The sequence below is a fragment of the Bifidobacterium dolichotidis genome, from assembly GCF_003951975.1.
Classification (GTDB): Bacteria; Actinomycetota; Actinomycetes; order Actinomycetales; family Bifidobacteriaceae; genus Bifidobacterium; species Bifidobacterium dolichotidis.
In genome coordinates this window covers 599456-618321 of sequence record NZ_QXGM01000002.1, presented here as the reverse complement: position 1 = coordinate 618321, position 18866 = coordinate 599456, and the positions used below count along the sequence as shown (strand labels likewise).

The window sequence follows — 18866 nt, the reverse complement described above, 5'->3', positions numbered from 1 at the left end:
ACACGGGAGAGCGATCAGAAGGTTACGTCTACTTGCACATGGTTCACACCAGCAGCAGCTTGCGGCACGATAAAGCCTTCTGCTGCCTGACCGTTAATCAGCATTGAGCGCTCGCCAGTATGTTTCACGTGAATCACGTATTCAGTGCCGCGCCAACGACGAGTGATTGTGAACTCGGTAAAGCGTTCTGGCATATGCGGTTCTACGAGTAGGCCATCGAGCGTTGGCTTCACACCGAGCAGATACTGAGATACGTTGACGAACGTCCACGCAGCAGTACCCGTAAGCCATGAGTTTTTACCCTGACCAGGCGTTGGAGACTCAGGACCAGCAACCATCTGGCAATACACATATGGCTCGGTCATATGAATATCGGAATACGGTTCCACATACGAAGGGCACGTGCGCTCATAAATAGCAAAGGCTTCATCGTCATTACCGACTAGCGCATTGGCAATCGAAATCCAAGGATTGTTATGGCAGAAAATACCGCCATTTTCCTTATATCCACGCGGATACGTTGAAATCTCGCCGAGCTCGATGCGATATGTCGAATAGGCAGGAGCCAAAATAGCCGTGCCCCAACGCCCAGTCAGCAGCTGTTTCGTAGACTCAAGCGCACGTTGTGCTTTGCCATTGTCGGTGCCGATGCCAGCCATAACGCACAAGCCCTGAGGCTCAATAAAAATGCGACCCTCAGTGTCTGCTGCTGTGCCCACTTTGTTGCCATGGGCATCATAAGCGCGCACAAACCAGTCACCATCCCAGCCAGCCGTTTGCGCAGCTTCGCGCACTTCAGCTACAGCCTTGCGTACGTTGTGCACTTCGGTTTCTACGGATACATCGGTCATGCCGCACTGCGAAGCACCACAATGCTCGAGCAATTGCGCGTATTGCTCGCCATAGAGCACAAACATGCCTGCAATAAAGACTGATTCAGCAATACCCGTATCGTTATTTTCAACAGTTTGGAAGCTCTCGCCAGGTGTTGCCGAGAAGCAATTCAAATTCAGGCAATCGTTCCAATCAGCACGACCGATAAGTGGCAATCCATGAGGGCCACGATGTGACATCGTAAAGCGCACGGATCTGCGCAAATGCTCAAGCAATGGCTGTTCCGAGCCATCTTCGTTATTAAATGGCACAGGTTCCGCCAGAATCGCAGCATCACCAGTTTCGCAAATATAAGCAAACACCGATGCCACCAGCCACAGCGGATCATCGTTAAAACCGCCACCAATATCAGCATTGCCAAGCTTCGTCAGCGGTTGATACTGATGCCATGCTGAGCCGTCTGGCAGCTGCGTTGCTGCAATATCAAGAATGCGTTCACGCGCACGCGCAGGCACAATATGCACGAATCCGAGCAGATCTTGATTCGAGTCGCGGAATCCCATGCCACGTCCCGTGCCTGACTCGTAATACGAAGCCGAACGAGACATATTGAAAGTGACCATGCACTGGTACTGGTTCCAGATGTTGACCATGCGATCGAGACGTTCATCACCACTAGTCACTTGCCAACCAGACAACAGCCCATCCCAATACTGCTTGAGTTCCTGCAGTGCCGCTTCGACCTTTTCCATAGTGTTGAACCGTGCAAACAGTTCGTGTGCTGGCTGCTTATTAATAATGCCAACTTTGGCAGGATCGCTGGCGTCCTCCCACTTCTGATCTTGAGGAACCTCAACATAACCCGTCATAAACACGAGTGTGCGTGCATCTCCAGGATCCAGCTGCAGTCGAACGCGAGCAGCCGCCATCGGATACCAGCCATAAGCAATGGAATTAAACGCATGTCCCTGCGTAATTGCATCCGGCGAATCCCAGCCGTTAAACCTGCCGAGGAATATGTCACGAGCCGTATCGAAGCCAATAGTTGGCTCGTTGACGCTGAAGAAAGCGTAGTGATTTCGGCGTTCTTTAAACTCCGTTTTGTGGTACAGCAGCGTTGCGTCGGCCATCTGCTCGACTTCTACCTCGCCCGTAGAAAGGTTGCGCTGGAAGTTCGTTGAGTCGTCAACAGCGTTCCACAAGCACCATTCCACGGATCCCGTCACATCAATAACCACAGGCTTTTCGGTGGTGTTACGTACGGTCAGCATATTGATTTCTGCATGGGCACCCATAGGTACAAAAGCCGTGAATTCTGATTCGATGCCTTTACGCGAAGCTTCGATAACGGTGTAGCCCAAACCGTGGCGGCAACGATACGAATCCAGTGGTGTTTTCATTGGCAAGAATGTTGGCGACCAGGAATCCACTGGTGTGGCTTCTGCACTGGCATCGCTCATGAGTGAGAGATAGTAGTTACGAGCACCTTCATCTTGTGGAACATTGTTGTAGCGATACCGCGTAATACGGCGCAGCTTGGCGTCTTTGTAAAACGAATACCCACCAGCGGTATTAGAAATAAGCGAGAAGAATGCTTCATTGCCTAGATAGTTAATCCAAGGCAATGGTGTTGCTGGCGTATCGATAACATATTCTCTGGCGGCGTCGTCAAAGTGCCCGTACTGCACCATGATGGATCCTTTCCTGCACAACGATGTGCAGTTCAATAGCGAGAGTGGTAGGCATGAGGCAACAAAAAGCCATGCCCTAAGCACAGAAATAACAATAAAAAGAAGAAAAAGGGGAGATATGGGCGGGCCCTGGGTAAGAACCCGCCCTTAACGTTCTGAAGGGTTGCGGATGATCGTGATTCGTTGACCTCCGGCCCTGAAAAGGTATCGGTAAGCTCCTTTCTTAAGTTGTACGGACGGTCGACGGGCTCAGCCCTTGACGGCGCCGGCCATAATGCCCGAAACGAGCTGCTTGCCGGCGAAGAAGAACAGAACAATGAGCGGCAGCGTAGTCAGTACAACACCGGACATAACGATGGTGTAGTCGGTGAAGTAGGCACCCTTCAGCGTTGCGGCAGCTACGGTCAGCATGCTGTTCTTGTTTGGGCCCAGAATGAGCATTGGCCAGAAGTAGTTCGTCCACTGGCCGATGAACGTGAACAGGAACAACATGGCAGCAGCTGGGCGAGCGGCTGGAAGCGCAACCGAAATAAACGTGCGGAACATAGAACAGCCGTCAACACGAGCAGCCTCAATGAGTTCGTAAGGCAATGCATCTTGCAGATACTGCGTCATCCAGAACACACCGAATGCGCTGACGAGACCTGGAATAATAACGGCCCACAGTGAGCCGAACAGACCGGCTTTGTTCGCCATAATGTAGAGCGGAACAACGCTAAGCTGCTGAGGAATCGTCATCGTGCCAATAACAAGCAGAAACAGAACGTTGCGGCCGCGGAAATGGAGTTTCGCGAATGAGTAACCAGCCAGCGTGCTGAAGAACACCGTGGAAATCGAGACAACTGTGGCCACGAAGAATGTGCCGGCTAGGGCCTTCCAGAAGCTCATGGCAGCGAAAGCACGGCCAAGATTGCGTAGCAGGCTGTGACCTGGAATCATGGCTGGCAAACCGTACTGTGTGGCTGTGCTGTCTTGCGAAGCGATGGAAAATGCCACGTAGAGCGGGATTAGGAAGACCAGAATCGTAATGATCAGAATTGCATAGGTGCCAGCGCCTGCGCGACGTCCTTCGCTGGTAACGGCGAGTTTGCTGCGCCTGCGGGCGGCCTTGCCAACACCTTTGCCAAACATCTGGCTGAGGGCTGGGGAAGCGAGCTGACGCATATCAGACTGATTCGTTAAATCAGGCGGCGTCTTGTGGAACCTTGATGTTGATTCAGTGGTGCTCATGGAGGGCCTCCCTTGCCTGATAAGCCTTCTGGGCCTCTACGCCCGTACGCTTTGCCATTTCAAATGCGGCGTCTTCTTTGGCCTTGAATGCTGCAAGCTGCTGCTTGCTGACCTTCGTGCGACTGCCCGAAGACATGCGCTGTGTCAGTGCGTAGTTGATAACAGCGAGCAGCACAATAATCAGGAACAGAATCCAAGCGACTGCAGCGGCTCGACCTAAGTTCGGCTGGCCAATAGTGACCTTGTTGAAGCCCATATCCCACAGATACAGCGAAACAGTAAGGAACTGCTGGCTTGGGCCGCCGTAACCCGAGGTACCGTTTGTGAACATCTGTGGCTCGTCGAAGATCTGCAGGCCGCCGATTGTGGAAGTGATGATGACGAAGATCAGCGTTGGACGCAGCATTGGCAGAATAACGGAGCGGAAGGTGCGCCATTTGCCAGCACCGTCTACGACGGCTGCTTCGAGCACGTCATTCGGAATGGCTTGCATAGCGGCCAAGAACAGCAAGGTGTTGTAGCCGGTCCAGCGGAAGTTCACGATAGTTGCAATAGCGATGTGTGACCAGAAAGCGCTGGCATGCCAAGGAATTCCGGCAGCGCCCATAGCAGTGATAATCGTGTTGACGGCGCCCATTTTGTCGGAGAAAATCTGCGAGAAAATAATGCCAGCAGCCGATGGAGCCACCACGTATGGCAGCAGCACGCCCATGCGCCAGAACGTCTTAGCTTTGAGATTGGCGTTCAATACCCAGGCGAGGAACAGCGCCAAAATAATCTGAGGTACGGTGCTCAGCAAGAAGATTGAGAAGGAGTTGCGCAGAGCAACCCAGAATGCACTTTGATGCAGCACCCAGTCGAAATTGGCCCAGATACTTGGTTCGTTGCTGCCGCAGGTAGCGCCACAGACGGCAACGCCGCCATCACCAGTGAGGGTGTTGTATTGACGCGTGGCAATGTACATCGTGTAGAACAGCGGGAAGATGCCCACGATGGCGAAAAGGATAAAGAATGGGGCCACATACAAATATGGCGAGGCCTTCCATTCGAATTGGCCCAGCTTAGCGCCCCAGCTAGTGCGAGGCTTTGCGGCCGTTTGGGTTGTGGTCATAACTACTCCTGAGGTGTTCCGCACGGTGGTAATGACTCTGGCGACTATGGCAGTGGCGTTGGCGAAAACATGCGGTTGTTGGAAAAGAGTGTGATAAGAACTCAGGTGATAAGAAATCGGGCCCGGCAGTGCTCGGGGAAGTCCTGACGGAGATCGAGAGATCCTGACGGAGGTTGGAGAGGTCCTGACGGAGGTCGGGAGATCCTGACGGGCCCGATATATCTCTGGAAATGGAGAGAAACAGTGTTCAGAGATTCAATGGATTTTAGAGATTCAATGGAGTCGAGAGATTTAAACGGTATGAGCCGTTAAGACAGCGACTTCACGTCTTCGACCCATTGCTTCCAAGCTTGTGCTGGAGTTTGCTCGTGTGTGACATCCACACGGTTGAGTGCATCGTCCATCTTGGTTTGGATGTCGAAGTAAGCACCGCCCTTGTATGGCACCACATCAATAGCCTGAGCACGGTTACCGAAGATCTTGCCGGTTTCTTCATCGCCGAAGTAGGCATCCTTCTTCGTCTGTACGGCCTTGCTGTTTTCGGCCTTCACCGAGCTTGGATAGTTGCTTGCAGCTTCAAACACAGCGGTCTGCTGCTCTGGAGCCGTCAGCCATGCTGCGAATTTAGCAGCTTCATCCTTATTGGCCGAAGCTTCTGGAACAACCAGATACGAGCCGCCCCAGTTGCTGCCCTTATTCGGGAAGGCATCGGCTACGCGCCAGTTCTTGAAGTTGTCACCAGCATTGCCCTTGATGTTGTTGAGCAGCCATGCAGGGCAGAGCACTGTAGCGAAGCCGTCATCAGCCTTGAATGCTGCGTTCCAGTCATCGCTCCACTGCGAAAGATGAGCAGACATGTCTTGCGTGGCCATGAGCTGGTCGTACATTTCCTTGATCTTTGGATTCGTAGTAGCAATAATCTCGTTGTCCTTGTTCAGATACGAGTACTGCACCTGGTTAATCATCGAATGCCATTCAGTGCCCATCGTGTCGTAGAACGGCAAATTAGTCTTCTGATGATATTCTTGACCAGCCTTGAAATAGGAATCCCAAGAAGCGTTTTCGCCGCCAATCCAGTCGGCTACAGACTTAGGATCAGAAGGAATACCAGCTTTGTCGAGCAGATCGCTGCGGTAGCAAACAGCTTCAGGACCAATATCGGTTGCAGCACCAACGAGCTTGCCGTTAGCGGTAGCGTTTTCCTTGGCCCAATCGAGCCAATCATTACCCTGCGTATAGCTAGACAGGTCAACGAATTTATCTGGCATTGCCATAATCGATGGCATCCAGTCAACTTCTACCAGATACACGTCGTAAGCGTTGGAACCAGTGGAAATTGCGGTGTTGAAAGCGGCACGAGCATCGTTTGAAGAAGCAGCAGCTGTTTCTTCAATCTTGACGTTCGGATGTTCTTTCTCGTACTTAGCGAACAGATCAGCGCCAGGACGTTCCGAAGTCGCCTTGGCAAAACCTGGGTTGTTAAACGTTTGAATTCGAAGAGTAACTGGGCCGTTCGAGCTCGACGAGTTGTTCGAGCCGCCGCAGGCGGCTAGAGAAGCAACGAGTCCGATGGTCAACACGGATGCGAATACCGCTTTGCTTTTCTTCATGATTCCTCGCTTTTCAAAGCCATACATCGATGTATGTCTCTTCTTGGGGATGATCCAGCACTAATGAACAGGAGCTCTCCCTCCTGCCTCTGCATTGAGGATTTCTTAGTGGAGGATAGAGGTGGAAACGTTTCCACCTTGTATGACAAAGATACCGTCAGGGTTATTGATGTTCCATTCGCGGCGTGTCTATCCTAAGATGATTGAAATATGGCTATTTTGTAGGTATTTTCGGGGGTATTGTTTGATCTAAGAACTTGACAGAATTTTTGTGCGATGGATTGCAAAAACGATTTATCTGCTGGAATCGCTTCCAATAGACGGGTTCAGTATGCGGACAGCAGTATGCGAACACGGCGGAATTACTGAGGTATGGATACCTTATGCGGAAGCTATTCAGCTTAATAAAATGCTCGTATTTAGGCCGTTGTGCGCTTGACGAGACGCACTGGATATGTTTGCGAACGCACATCCCATTCACCGGTATCGAGATGATTCTTGAGCATGCGCGTAGCGCCTCGAGCCACCATAGTCAGTGGCTGCTCAATTGTGGTGAGTGGTGGGTTGAGCAGTCGGGCCACTTGCAAATTATCGAAGCCTACAACAGCAATATCGTTTGGAATCTCTTTGCCAGCTTCAGACAGAATACGAATAACGCCAGCAGCAAGCTTGTCAGACTGGGCAACAACGCCATCAACTTCGGGATGATCTTGAAGTAAGCGCTTCATTGCTGCGGCGCCATTTTCTAGTTCGTAATCACCAGAAAGTACGGCAATTGGCTCGAGTCCATGCTGGGCTAAAGCCTCACGCGTTCCCGCAGCGCGTTCACGAGGCGTGACCATATCTTTTGGACCCGAAATAATAGCGATATTGCGGCATCCACGTTCTAGTAGTACTTGACCAGCAAGGAAGCCACCTTCGTAATTATCAACATCCACATAAGGGAAGTGCATATCTGTTGGTGGACGGCCAATGAATACAGCAGGTTTGCCAAATTCGGTGAGTAATTTGGCAAGGTTGTGTCCTTCATGCAGACTTGCCACAATCACGCCAGCTGCACCTGATTGGCTTAGCAGTCGCCTAAAACTTTCGCTATCTTCTGGCGAGGCCAGTGCCAAGAATGGGAGCAAGCCAACGTTGGACAGTGCAAGACTGAGCTCACCCAGAATGGAAACAATGTAGTCATCCTGGAACAGATAGGTGCTTGGCTCATCAATAACAAGCGCCACAATATTGCTGTGTCCGCTTGGCAACTGACGTGCAGCAGCATTAGGCATGTAGTTAAGCTGACGTGCCGCTTCACGCACTTTGGCGCGCGTAGCTTCAGACGCAGTACCACCATTGAGCACGCGTGAAGTAGTAGAGATGGCCACGCCCGCAAGCTTGGCAACGTCTTTGATCGTAACTTTGGCGCTACGGGATGCTCCGTTGCGCGGTGCCGTAGTCATGGCCATCTCCTCTAAAAGTCCAATAGTGGAAGCGCTTCCACTATGCGTCATTTATTATATCGGGCAGTCTCAAGTTGCTTTGCCTTGAGATGTCGCATTGATGTGCTGTATGCGAGATATCAGGCCAAACAAGGCCAAACGAGGCTGAACGAGGCTGAACACAGCACCTACGGTTTAGCTGCGATGTTCGGCAATATAGCGGCGGAACCAAGCAAAGCTATCTTTGCGAATACGTTCCTGCGTGCTGTAATCCACATACACAATGCCGAATCGGCGTTCGTAACCAAAAGCCCACTCAAAGTTGTCAAACATCGACCACTGGAAGTAGCCACGCACATCAGCGCCATCGTGAAGTGCACGTTCTACTGCAGCAAGATGATCGTGCAGATAAGCAATGCGCTGCTCATCATGCACATGCTTCACGCCATCAGCATCAGTTATTACTGCATCCCAGCAAGCTATGCCATTTTCAGCCACAACGAGTGGAATCTCAGGATACTCATTAGTCATTCGCATGAGTTGGCGATACAAGCCATTAGGGTCAATATTCCAATCCATAGCGGTGTGCTCGCCAGGTGTTGGCAGATGATCAATATCACTGGCTCCTGGATTGACGGAAGCTGCTGTTGACTGAGGGAACTGCGGGCGATCAGACATAGCTACCAAGCCAGTGGAGTAGTAGTTCAAGCCCATCCAATCAATTGGCTGATGAATAAGCTGCAGATCGCCATCACGTACAAAGCTCCAGTCGCAAATGCCTTGGGTTACAGCAAAAAGTTCAGCAGGGTAGTAGCCGCGCAGCATTGGATCGAGGAACGTTCGATTGCCGATCAGATCGAGCCGATGCACGGCGTCGCTGTCGCCACGATTCTCTTGCAGATTCAGTACCACGCTGAGCTGTGGCTTGGCTCCTGCATAAGCCCGCACTGCTTGGCACATCAGGCCGTGAGCCAAATTCAAATGATGAGCTGCTTCAAAGGCAACTGGTCCTTGACCTAACCCAGGTGCGTGCTCTGTGCCGCCATAGCTTAAGAATGAAGCGCACCATGGCTCATTCAACGTGGTGAATGAATCGACGCGGTCACCGAGCTCCTTAGCCACAATTGCTGCATAATCAGCCATGCGATACGCCGTATCGCGGTTCAGCCAGCCACCCTGATCGCCTAAATACTGCGGTAGATCCCAGTGATACAACGTCACAATCGGCTTAATGCCATAATCCAGCAGCTTGTCCACAATGCGAGAATAAAAATCGAGACCCTGCTGATTTGGTTTGCCATCAGGTGTGGGGATAATGCGCGGTACGCCAATGGAGAAGCGGAACGTATCGCCACCAAGCTCACGAACAAGTTTCAAATCGTCTTCCCAATGATGGTAGAAGTCAATTGCCACGTCGCCCGTATCGCCATGCAATACTTTGCCTGGTGTGTGCGAGAACGTATCCCAAATGGAATCAGTTCTGCAATCTTCATGTGCAGCACCCTCAATTTGATAAGCCGATGTAGCCGTGCCAAACATGAAATTCGGCGGAAATGCAGTCGGAAATGCAACTGGAGATGCAGTTGGATGTACAGATGGGATTGTTGTTGGAATTGTGGTGGTCATGGTTCGTCAGAAGCCTTTCTGAACAACATTGTTCAGCATGAAAAATAGATGAATTGCAGTGTGCTGGAATCCTTGCCGGCACAAGCCATAACGAACCACGCGGTGTGACCGCGAAACCCTTCAGAACGTGATTCATAGTCTACGCAAGAGAGCCCTACGACATGCCGCTCGCAGTTTTGCTCCATGTCACCAGTGCACCCCCGCTTGGTGTTTGCACCTTTTCGAGAGCGAAGATTGGCGGGCATGCCCATTACAGTTGTGCATTGTTATGGAATCTTCACAGGGTAAACAAACTGCGTCTGAAGAGCATCAAGGACATCAAGCAGAGAATTTGAGTGGGCAGGGCACCGCTACCACAAGCGGCGGCTCAGGCATGCATTTGAACGTTTCCACGCGTTCGCACAATGAGATGGAACGTGGACTGACAAACCGTCACGTCCAGTTCATTGCAATCGGTGGCACGATTGGCACGGGCCTGTTCCTGGGTTCTGGCGAATCGATTGCATTAACAGGCCCAAGCATTGTGCTCGTCTATATTGCCGTTGGCCTCGTCATGTATTTGATGATGCGCGCCATCGGTGAGCTTATGTATGCCGATCCTGATCAGCACACGTTTATTAACTTCATCAACCGTTACTGCGGCCCTGCCGTTGGTAAGTTCGCACTCGGATCGTATTGGGTGGCACTGCTGCTCGTCGGCATGACTGAGCTTTCGGCAGTGGGCGCCTATTTCGTGTCATTCTTTGGCACGTTTGGCATTGACTTATCGAGCTGGAAATGGGTTATTGAGCTCGTCTTCCTTGTGGCGTTAATAGGTTTGAATACCTGCGCTGTGAAGATGTTCGGCGAGACCGAGTTCTGGTTCTCAATGATTAAAATCACGCTGATTATTGCGATGATTGTAACGGCCGTTGTCATGCTGATTATCGGCTTCCACTACGGTCAAACGTCGATTCCAGGGCAAGATCATCCGTCGCCTGGCGCTGCCGTGAGTTTGGCCAATGTGTTCAATGGCTTCTCGCTGGCTCCTAACGGCTGGGCTAAGTTCCTGATGAGCTTCCAGATGGTCTTCTTCGCTTACACGCTGATTGAGTTCGTGGGCGTGACCGTTTCGGAAACGAAGGATCCTCGTCACGTCATTCCTAAGGCCATTAACAACATCATTATGCGTGTGCTCATCTTCTATGTGGGCGCTCTGCTGGCCATTATGACGATTGTGCCTTGGCGTAACTTCCAGCCAAATGAAGACGGTTCCTACACGTCGCCATTCATTATGGTGTTCGAGTATGCAGGCCTCGATTGGGCTGCTGCTCTCGTCTTCTTCGTCGTGCTGACGGCTTCGAGCTCGGCTCTGAATTCGCTGCTCTACTCGGCCGGCCGTCACCTCTATCAGATTGCTGGCAACTCGGCATCGTCTCACGTTAAGGGCCTGCATCAGGTCTCTCACCAGAAGGTTCCAGCAAGGGCTATCGCTGTTTCCGGCGCTCTCGTCGGCATTTGCGTTATCGTCAGCATGTTCCCTCAGATTTCGGGTTCGTTCGTGCTGTTCTCGTCGGCTGCATCAGCTGTGATTATCTTCATTTATATTTTGACGATGATCGCTCATTACTGCTATCGACGCTCGTCGGATTTCATGCCGAACGGATTCCTGATGCCAGCGTATAAGTTCCTTGATCCACTGGGCATTCTGTTCTTCGTATTCATTTATGTGACGCTGTTCATTGGCAACTCCACACGAGGTCCAGCCATTGTCAGCTTCATCTGGTTCGTAGTATTCGGCGTATTCTGCCTGATTCGCTACCCAATGAAGCGGCCGCACAATAAGAACGCGGATCTCATCACAACAGAATCATCTTCCGATAAGGAACCTCTAGCAAAGACCGATTCCGAAGAATCCGCCTGAACTAGCAACCCTGTGATCTAGCGACAACGACCAGTGCAAGCCCACACCTGCACTGGTCGTTTTGCATTCCCCTCCCGCACATAAGCCATTTCCATCTAACGCACATAAGCCACATACTTTCCCGCACATAAACGAGTTGCCCATTATGCTTCCGCATATAGGTGAACGCTACTGATTGCGTAGCGCTACGCGATAAGTAGCGTTAACATTGTTGACAGTTAGAAATTGAATTGCAATTCGCCTTATTTTGAGAGTGGTTTTGGCGCGGAAGGGGCATGCCGATGCGCAACGTTTGGACGATCGTCAAACGTGATTTAATGCGTTTGATTCGCGTACCTGCGGCTTGGGTCATCCTGATGGGTTTGACGTTCATTCCAGCTCTGTATGCATGGTTTAACATCTACGGATTCTGGAACCCATATGGCAATACTGGCGGTATCCAGGTGGCTGTTGCCAATGAAGATCATGGTGCAACGAGCGATAAGCTCGGTCATTTGGATTTGGGTAAGCAGATTGTTGCCAAGCTCAAGGCCAATGATCAGTTAGGCTGGCGCTTCGAATCAGAAGCTGATGCCATGAACTGCGTGAAAGCAGGCAAATGCTACGCAGCTATTGTGATTCCACAAAACTTCAGTGAAGATGTGGCCTCACTCTTTACGAAGGATATGACTGTTCCTGCTCTTGACTACTACGTCAACGAGAAAGTGAACGCAGTTACACCAAAAATTACTGATGTTGGTGCTTCTACTGTTGATCGTCAGATCAATAGCACGTTTGTTTCCACAGTCGCCAATGTGGTCAGCAAAACGATTAATGAGACGAATACAAAAATCGCTAATCGCACTGATCAAGTTGTTGCACGAACCACTAAGCAGCTTGATAACGCCCAGCAGTCCATTGCCGATGGCAAGGAGACGATTAAGCAGCTGAAAGCCACGTTGGATCAAGTACCTCAGCGTACGCAAGCTGCTCGCAAATCGTTGGATAACGCAGCTGCAGCTGCTCAGCAGGCTTCTGATGGTCTTGCTACTGGCCAGCGTCTGCTGACTAAGACTCAGGGCGACGTTAATAAACTCAGCTCCGATGCTTCGGATGCATTAGACAAGGGCTCTTCACTGATCTCTCAGGCATCTTCTGATGCTTCCTCGAATATCAATCAGATCAGCCAATCGGTGACGACTGCAAGCGGTCAAACTGGTAGCGCATTGGCTACGTTGCAGAATCTCAATACCTCGATCTCAAACATGCTCGATGAGCTGAAAGGTATTGATGTAAGCCAGCTGAGCCCTGAATTACAGCAGCAGCTTCAGCAGATTATTACCGATTTGCAGAATCAGAACAAGCAAACGAGCGATGTTGTTGAGGATCTGACCAAGCTTAATACCGATACGAAGAATACAGCTTCGAGCATTAGCGGTTTGTCTACGCAGGCTAATACTTCGGTGCAAGATTCTCTGCGGGCAGCCGGCGCCGCACGTAACCAAATTACGACGGGTGCACTGCCAAAGCTCAACACTGGTTTGAACTCGTTGGCAACTGCTGCAGGAGCACTTTCTGGTGGCCTTGGCGGTCAGCAGTCGCTTGTGGAGCAGGCACATACGGTCTTTGATCAGATCGATCAGGTCAGCACCACTGCAAAGCAGGCACTGGATAACACCAATAGCTTGCTGAACGGCATGAATGACCGCATTGGCAAGTTGAAGACTGATCTGCAGTCGCTGTCTTCGGCCAATGTGTTGACCTCATTACTTGGTGTTGACGGCAAGCTCGATGCATCGCGCATTGCAGACTTCATGAACTCACCAACTGTGCTCAATACGCACAACCTGTATCCAATTAACTCGTATGGTTCGGGCATGGCTCCACTGTTCACGAGCTTGGCTCTGTGGGTTGGTTCCTTCATGCTGATGGTGATTCCAAAGCTTGAAGTTGACGATGAAGGACTTGAAGGTCTGCACGTTACTGCATCGCAGAAATATATTGGCCGTTACATTCTGCTGGCCATCATTGCTGCAGCACAAGGCATTGTGTGCACGATCGGCGACCTCGTTGTTGGCGTGCAAACCGTGAATGCGCCGTTGTTCGTGGTCACGGGTCTTGTGACCTCACTGGTCTACTTGTCGTTGGTGTACGCGCTTTCCACCACGTTCCTACTTGTGGGTAAGGGCGTTGTGGTTGCCCTCATTATGGTGCAGATTCCAGGTGCTTCGGGCTTGTATCCAATTGAAATGCTGCCGAAGTTCTTCCGCGTGCTGTTCCCATTCTTCCCATTCACGTATTCGATTGATGCGTTCCGCGAGACGATTGGTGGCTTCTACGACGGTACTTGGGGCAAGCGCATTGGCATGCTGTTTGTCTTCGCTGCAGCATCGTTCTTCGTGGGTCTGACCTTGCGCCCACTGATGGCCAACTTCATTCGCCTGTTCGCACGCGAAATGAACGAATCCGACATGTTCCTCAAAGAGACGATTTATCTGCCAGATACGCGCGTCAGCACAGCAGATGCACTGCTTGCTCTGGCTGATAAGGGCGGCTATCGCAAGGAAATTGAGAGGCGAGCCAAGCGCTTCGCTGAGCTGTATCCAAAGCTGCTCAAGGGCGCACTGATTGCAGGCTTCGTAGTGCCAATCGCATTGTGCATTACGTTCTCGGTGACCACCGGCACGAAGGTTGTGGCCTTGGCAGCATGGGTTATTTGGCTGCTCGCCATCATCCTGTTCCTGATGACCATTGAGCTGATTCGTGACTCGTTCCAACGTCGTGCCAACGTTTCTGGTTTGAGTGATCAGGTCTTGGCAGACATGCTGTTCCGCCGTGGAACCGCGCATCGCGTGCACACTCTGCATCACGTTCCACGTCACGTGGAAACGCAGGGAAGCGGCACAGTAACCGATGCCGACACCACAACAACTGGTGACGACGCCGCAACAACCGATAACGTCACCAATCCAAATCCAACTGAACAGCAAACCAATAACGACGAAAGGAGGCAGTCATGAGCATGATGTGGCGCATCTTTACCGGCGACGTACAGCGCTTAAGTCGCAATATTGTGTCAATCATCATCACGATTGGCCTCATCGTTATTCCAGGTCTGTTCACGTGGTTCAACGTCAGCGCCTGCTGGGATCCATTCGCAAACACGAAGAATCTGCAGTTTGCTATTGCTAACGAAGATGAGGGCTATTCCTCAGATCTGTTGCCTATGAAGATCTCCGTGGGCAGCGAGATTGTGAACTCGTTACGTGCGAATTCACAGCTCGATTGGACGTTCACCTCGGCTGATCAGGCTATTGATGGCACGAAGTCAGGCAAGTATTACGCCGCTGTTGTGATTCCAAAGCACTTCAGCCGCGATATGATGACGTTCTTTGATGCCGATGCTCATCACGCCACGCTCGACTACTACGACAACGAGAAAACGAACGCTCTGGCTCCTCATTTGACGGGCGAAGGCGCCGACGAAATCTCGGCTACGATTAACCAGACGTTTGCTAAAGAGCTCGTCAGCTCGGCATTGAGCATTGCTACTTCATTGATGAATAATCTTTCGAAGCCAGAAGCCCAGCAGCGCTTGAGCTCGTTCAACCAGAACATTGGCATGCTCTCTACAACGCTGTCCGATGCATCAACAGCGTTGAGCACGTATCAGGCTTTAACGAAGACTACGCAAACGCTGCTCGATTCTTCAGCAAAGCTGATGAATGGTGCCAATGATACGGCTTCGAAGTCGGCTGATGCACTCAACAATTCGAAGCAGGGCGTCCAAGATTTGAGCTCGGCTATGAACACGTCGGCTAACGCACTGACCGATGCGCTGACGAATAGCACGAACGCGTTCTCGGGCCTTGGCGACAAGGTCAACGGTCTGTTCAGCGATGCCGATAAGCAGGCTGGAGACTCTGCGAATGCGCTGCGTTCTATTGCGAAAAGCGTTGCTTCGCAGGCCGATTCGTATCAGCAGCTGCACGATGATTTGAACGCACTTAAGCCACGTTTGCCGGAGCGCGTGCAGCCCGTCGTAGCATCAATCGTCTCGCGTCTCGAGTCGGTTATTCAGCTGCAGCGCACGCTCGTGGACAATCTAAACTCGGCCGCCCAAGACATTAACAGCAATGTGCAGGTCAGCCAGGGCAAGCGCGACGAAATCAACAAGCTGATCGACCAGGCTGCAGGCCTGCTCGGCGGCATTAAAACCGACTACTCGAGTTCGATTAAGCCTGACTTGAGTTCGATGCTGGATTCGTTCTCGTCGGCCGGTTCGCTGCTCGCCAGCACGGCCACGGATCTGAAGGGCACGTTCTCAGATCTCGACTCTACTGTCGACTCGGCCGACAAGCAGCTCGACCGCGCTAACAAGACGATCGGCAAGGCTTCCGACGCGCTCAAGCAAGCCAGCACGCAGTTGACTTCGTTCCAGCAGAAGTTCAGCAAGGCGCTCGAAAGCGGCGACCTCGATACGTTGCGTTCGCTGCTCGGCAGCGATCCGTCACAGCTCGCTTCGATGTTGTCGGCTCCCGTCAAACTCGACCGTCACGCCGTGTTCCCGATTGACAATTTTGGTGCTTCTCTGACGCCGTTCTACACGTTCCTACCGTTGTGGGTGGGCGCGTTACTGTTGGGCGTTACGTTGAAGCCTGCACTGTCACGCAAGCGCAGGAAGGCTCTGGGACCAAAGCTCAAGCCTCATCAGGAATTCTTGGGTCACTATGGTATTTACGCAGTGTTGGCCATGCTGCAAGCAGTGTTTGATTGCGGTGGTACGTTGATCTTCCTGCGTTTGCACGTGGTGCATCCGTGGCTGTTTATTTTGGCCGGTGTCGTCAGCTCGCTGGTGTACTCGTTCATCATTTACACATTCATTCTGATCTTTGCGAATGTGGGCAAGGCAATCTGCGTGCTGATTCTGATTATGCAGATTTCTGGCTCGGGCGGTGCATATCCACTGTCGATTCTGCCGGCATTTGTCAGCAATGTGCACCCATTCCTGCCAGTGAGCTACTCGGTTACGATGATGCGCGCCGCAATTGCAGGCCTGTACAACAACGATTACTGGATTGCTATGGGCGGCCTGCTGTGCTTCGTTCCACCAATGCTGATTATTGGTTTGTTGCTGCATAAGCCACTGTCCAAGTTCAACAATTGGTACGTCGGCAAGGTAGAGAGCACGAAGATTCTGACCTAATAGCTGTGAAGTCGCAATATCAGAAGTCAGCAATCGAAAAAGCAGAAAACCAAGGAGAAGTATGGATTCGCCAGTTATGGCTGTGCGCAGAGAAGCACGGCGAGAGCAGACGGACCGTAAGATTACGGCTGCTGTGCTGGACATCCTGCTCGAGGACGGCGTGAGCGCCGTAACGATTGAGGAGGTGTCGAGGAGGTCGGGCGTGGCCAAAACTACGATTTACCGACGCTATCGCAACACCGAGGATCTGCTGCACAAACTGTCGCTGCAGATGGGCGAGGGGTACGACGTAAGCGATCTCGCGCCAAATCTGGTAGGCATTACGACGCTGCTGAAGCGCATGCTCAACGGATTCGATCAGCAATTCGGCTTACGTGCGGTGGGGCTCGTGCTGTCGAGCGATAACGAGGTGCTCAAAGGCCTAGCAAGGCAAGTCATCGAGCCAGCTGAGCAGTGCTTCGCAAGCTTTATTGCACGCGGTCAGCAGATGCTGGCGTTCACGACTCGAGTGAACGTGCAGTTCTTGTTCCAAACGATTGTGGGCTCAATGCTTGCCAATCGTGCGATTGGTAAGGCCAATGCCAATGCTTGGACGAAGCATATGGCGTCGCTGCTGTGGCTAGCACTACAGCCTTGCCCAGCATTACAGCCTTGCCCAGCACAATAATTGTGCTCAGCAGTTAGAGAGAAATCCGCGTGTGCCGGTCCAAACTGAACGTTCGGGCCGGCACCTTGCTTTACAGTGGAGAACATGTCAGACAACACAACCCCCGAAACAAACGAACGCGACACTGCCGCGAATAAGGCTGCGCAGAAGGATGCTGCGCAGAACAATGCAGCTGTGACCGATACCGCACAAGCTGCCGCGCAGAAAGTCAAGGATACGGCTGTTAAGGTCGCCTCGCTTGCTAAGGCCGATATTGCCCAGGCTGGCCAAGCAACCGTTGAGGCTGTGCAGCAAGGCGTAGCCGATGTGAAGGCACGCAAGGCAGCATACGATACGTTCCGCGAACAAGTGCTTAAGGAAACTGAAAACCCACGCAAGATCGCCCTGATTGCACGTATTTACGGCGTGCTGGTGGCTCTTGTTGGCCTGCTGACAATTCCTGTTATGATCACGGCCATTGTGGGCGTTATTGATGCCGTGAAGCGCGGCGCCATTGGCGAAGAGATTAAGAGCCTGACGTTCATTCTGCAATGCGTCAACCTTGGCGTGCAAACCGTCAGCGCTATTTTCTTGGTGATTTTCGGCATTATGCTGCTGCTCAACAAGCGTCACCATGCGCTGTATTGGACTTATGTGCTGATTCCAATCACGATTTTGGAAATGCTGCTGTCGGTGTCGCTGCGCGGCTTCGATTTGCATCTGATTCTGCCATGCGTGCAGCTCGTAATCCTTGTGGTGCTGTCGATTACGGTGGATCCTGATCTGCGCGAAGAACGCCAGATGGAACATGCGCTGAGGCGTATGAACATGCACACGACCTACGAAAAGGCACGTGCAGAAGGCATGGCCGGCCGCGATCTGACAGGCAAGGGCTTCATGTCGCTGAACTTCTTCAACATCTTCTGGATGTTCGTGGCAGCGTCCATTTTCGGCCTTGTTATTGAGACCATCTTCCACCTCATTGTGTTCGGCGCTTGGCAGGACCGCGCTGGCATGCTCTGGGGCCCATTCTCGCCAATTTACGGCTTCGGCGCCGTGCTTATGACCGTGTTCCTGAACCACCTCTATAAGTCCTCGCCAGCGCTGATTTTCTGCGCTTCGGCCATTATCGGCGGCGCATTCGAGTACTTCACGAGCTGGTTCATGCAGACCGCATTTGGCATCACGGCCTGGAACTACTCCAACCAGTGGGGCAACATCGACGGCCGTACGTCCGTGCTGTTCATGGCTATGTGGGGCTTCCTTGGCATGGTCTGGATTAAGTGGCTTCTGCCACCTCTGCTGAAGCTTATTCAGATGATTCCTTGGAAGGTGCGTTACTGGTTAACGGCTATTTGCTTTGTGTTTATTCTTGTGGACGGCGTCATGACACTTATGGCCCTTGATGCATGGTTCGGCCGTATGGCCGGCTTGCCACAGACGAGCCCAGTCGCGAAGTTCTTTGCACAGTACTTCAACGACCAGTTCATGCAGAACCGTTTCCAGACGATGACGCTGAATCCAAAGACCGCAAGCCGCTTCTGAGGCTAAGCGATCTTAAGGTTGCGACTGCTAAACGCAATTACGAAACGTAATGAATAAC

General features: G+C 51.8%; 11 protein-coding genes. 5 read left to right on the top strand and 6 right to left on the bottom strand.

All coding sequences use genetic code 11. From position 1 onward, the window contains the following. Positions 1–14: 14 nt before the first annotated feature. From D2E26_RS06390 to D2E26_RS06365, 6 genes are all read right to left on the bottom strand, one after another. Entirely contained in the window at positions 15–2525 is a 2511-nt protein-coding gene (locus D2E26_RS06390; RefSeq protein WP_206432075.1) for a glycoside hydrolase family 94 protein, read from the bottom strand. 249 nt (positions 2526–2774) lie between these two features. Beyond that, positions 2775–3689, bottom strand: coding sequence for an ABC transporter permease subunit (locus tag D2E26_RS06385; protein WP_164515904.1), 915 nt, complete (start codon positions 3687–3689; stop codon positions 2775–2777). 52 nt (positions 3690–3741) lie between these two features. Then, on the bottom strand, positions 3742–4866 hold the full coding sequence (locus tag D2E26_RS06380; protein ID WP_125963855.1) for a carbohydrate ABC transporter permease: 1125 nt from the start codon (positions 4864–4866) through the stop codon (positions 3742–3744). A gap of 308 nt (positions 4867–5174) precedes the next feature. Further along, positions 5175–6476, bottom strand: a complete 1302-nt coding sequence (locus D2E26_RS06375; RefSeq protein WP_125963854.1) for an ABC transporter substrate-binding protein — start codon at positions 6474–6476, stop codon at positions 5175–5177. A 419-nt stretch (positions 6477–6895) separates the two neighbouring features. After that, positions 6896–7924 carry a LacI family DNA-binding transcriptional regulator gene (locus tag D2E26_RS06370; RefSeq protein WP_125963853.1) on the bottom strand — a complete coding sequence of 343 codons (1029 nt, stop codon included), beginning with the start codon at positions 7922–7924 and terminating at the stop codon, positions 6896–6898. Positions 7925–8098: 174 nt separating this feature from the next. Then, positions 8099–9529: a GH1 family beta-glucosidase gene (locus D2E26_RS06365; protein WP_125963852.1), complete on the bottom strand. Its 1431-nt coding sequence runs from the start codon at positions 9527–9529 to the stop codon at positions 8099–8101. A 373-nt stretch (positions 9530–9902) separates the two neighbouring features. Here D2E26_RS06365 and D2E26_RS06360 point away from each other — a divergent pair, with 373 nt between their 5' ends. From D2E26_RS06360 to D2E26_RS06340, 5 genes are all read left to right on the top strand, one after another. Further along, the gene (locus D2E26_RS06360) at positions 9903–11432 is read left to right on the top strand and encodes an amino acid permease (RefSeq protein ID WP_241218906.1); all 1530 of its coding nucleotides are present in this window, start codon (positions 9903–9905) and stop codon (positions 11430–11432) included. Between the two features lie 275 nt (positions 11433–11707). After that, a complete protein-coding gene (locus D2E26_RS06355; protein ID WP_241218893.1) occupies positions 11708–14431 on the top strand; it encodes a YhgE/Pip domain-containing protein in 2724 nt (907 codons plus the stop codon). After that, complete coding sequence (locus D2E26_RS06350; protein ID WP_125963850.1) at positions 14428–16617, top strand: YhgE/Pip domain-containing protein; 2190 nt, start codon at positions 14428–14430, stop codon at positions 16615–16617. The genes D2E26_RS06355 and D2E26_RS06350 overlap by 4 nt, the downstream gene beginning before the upstream one ends. Positions 16618–16678: 61 nt before the next feature. After that, entirely contained in the window at positions 16679–17284 is a 606-nt protein-coding gene (locus tag D2E26_RS06345) for a TetR/AcrR family transcriptional regulator (protein WP_125963849.1), read from the top strand. An 84-nt stretch (positions 17285–17368) separates the two neighbouring features. After that, positions 17369–18808: a putative ABC transporter permease gene (locus D2E26_RS06340; protein WP_125963848.1), complete on the top strand. Its 1440-nt coding sequence runs from the start codon at positions 17369–17371 to the stop codon at positions 18806–18808. The last annotated feature ends 58 nt before the right edge of the window (positions 18809–18866 follow it).

Excerpts from the sequence above, each read along its gene's own strand:
- D2E26_RS06390 (WP_206432075.1), bottom strand. The coding sequence starts at position 2,525 with ATGGTGCAGTACGGGCACTTTGACGACGCCGCCAGAGAATATGTTATC.
- D2E26_RS06375 (WP_125963854.1), bottom strand. The coding sequence starts at position 6,476 with ATGAAGAAAAGCAAAGCGGTATTCGCATCCGTGTTGACCATCGGACTC.
- D2E26_RS06340 (WP_125963848.1), top strand. The coding sequence starts at position 17,369 with ATGTCAGACAACACAACCCCCGAAACAAACGAACGCGACACTGCCGCG.
- D2E26_RS06370 (WP_125963853.1), bottom strand. The coding sequence starts at position 7,924 with ATGACTACGGCACCGCGCAACGGAGCATCCCGTAGCGCCAAAGTTACG.
- D2E26_RS06350 (WP_125963850.1), top strand. The coding sequence starts at position 14,428 with ATGAGCATGATGTGGCGCATCTTTACCGGCGACGTACAGCGCTTAAGT.
- D2E26_RS06365 (WP_125963852.1), bottom strand. The coding sequence starts at position 9,529 with ATGACCACCACAATTCCAACAACAATCCCATCTGTACATCCAACTGCA.
- D2E26_RS06345 (WP_125963849.1), top strand. The coding sequence starts at position 16,679 with ATGGATTCGCCAGTTATGGCTGTGCGCAGAGAAGCACGGCGAGAGCAG.
- D2E26_RS06355 (WP_241218893.1), top strand. The coding sequence starts at position 11,708 with ATGCCGATGCGCAACGTTTGGACGATCGTCAAACGTGATTTAATGCGT.
- D2E26_RS06360 (WP_241218906.1), top strand. The coding sequence starts at position 9,903 with ATGCATTTGAACGTTTCCACGCGTTCGCACAATGAGATGGAACGTGGA.
- D2E26_RS06380 (WP_125963855.1), bottom strand. The coding sequence starts at position 4,866 with ATGACCACAACCCAAACGGCCGCAAAGCCTCGCACTAGCTGGGGCGCT.
- D2E26_RS06385 (WP_164515904.1), bottom strand. The coding sequence starts at position 3,689 with ATGCGTCAGCTCGCTTCCCCAGCCCTCAGCCAGATGTTTGGCAAAGGT.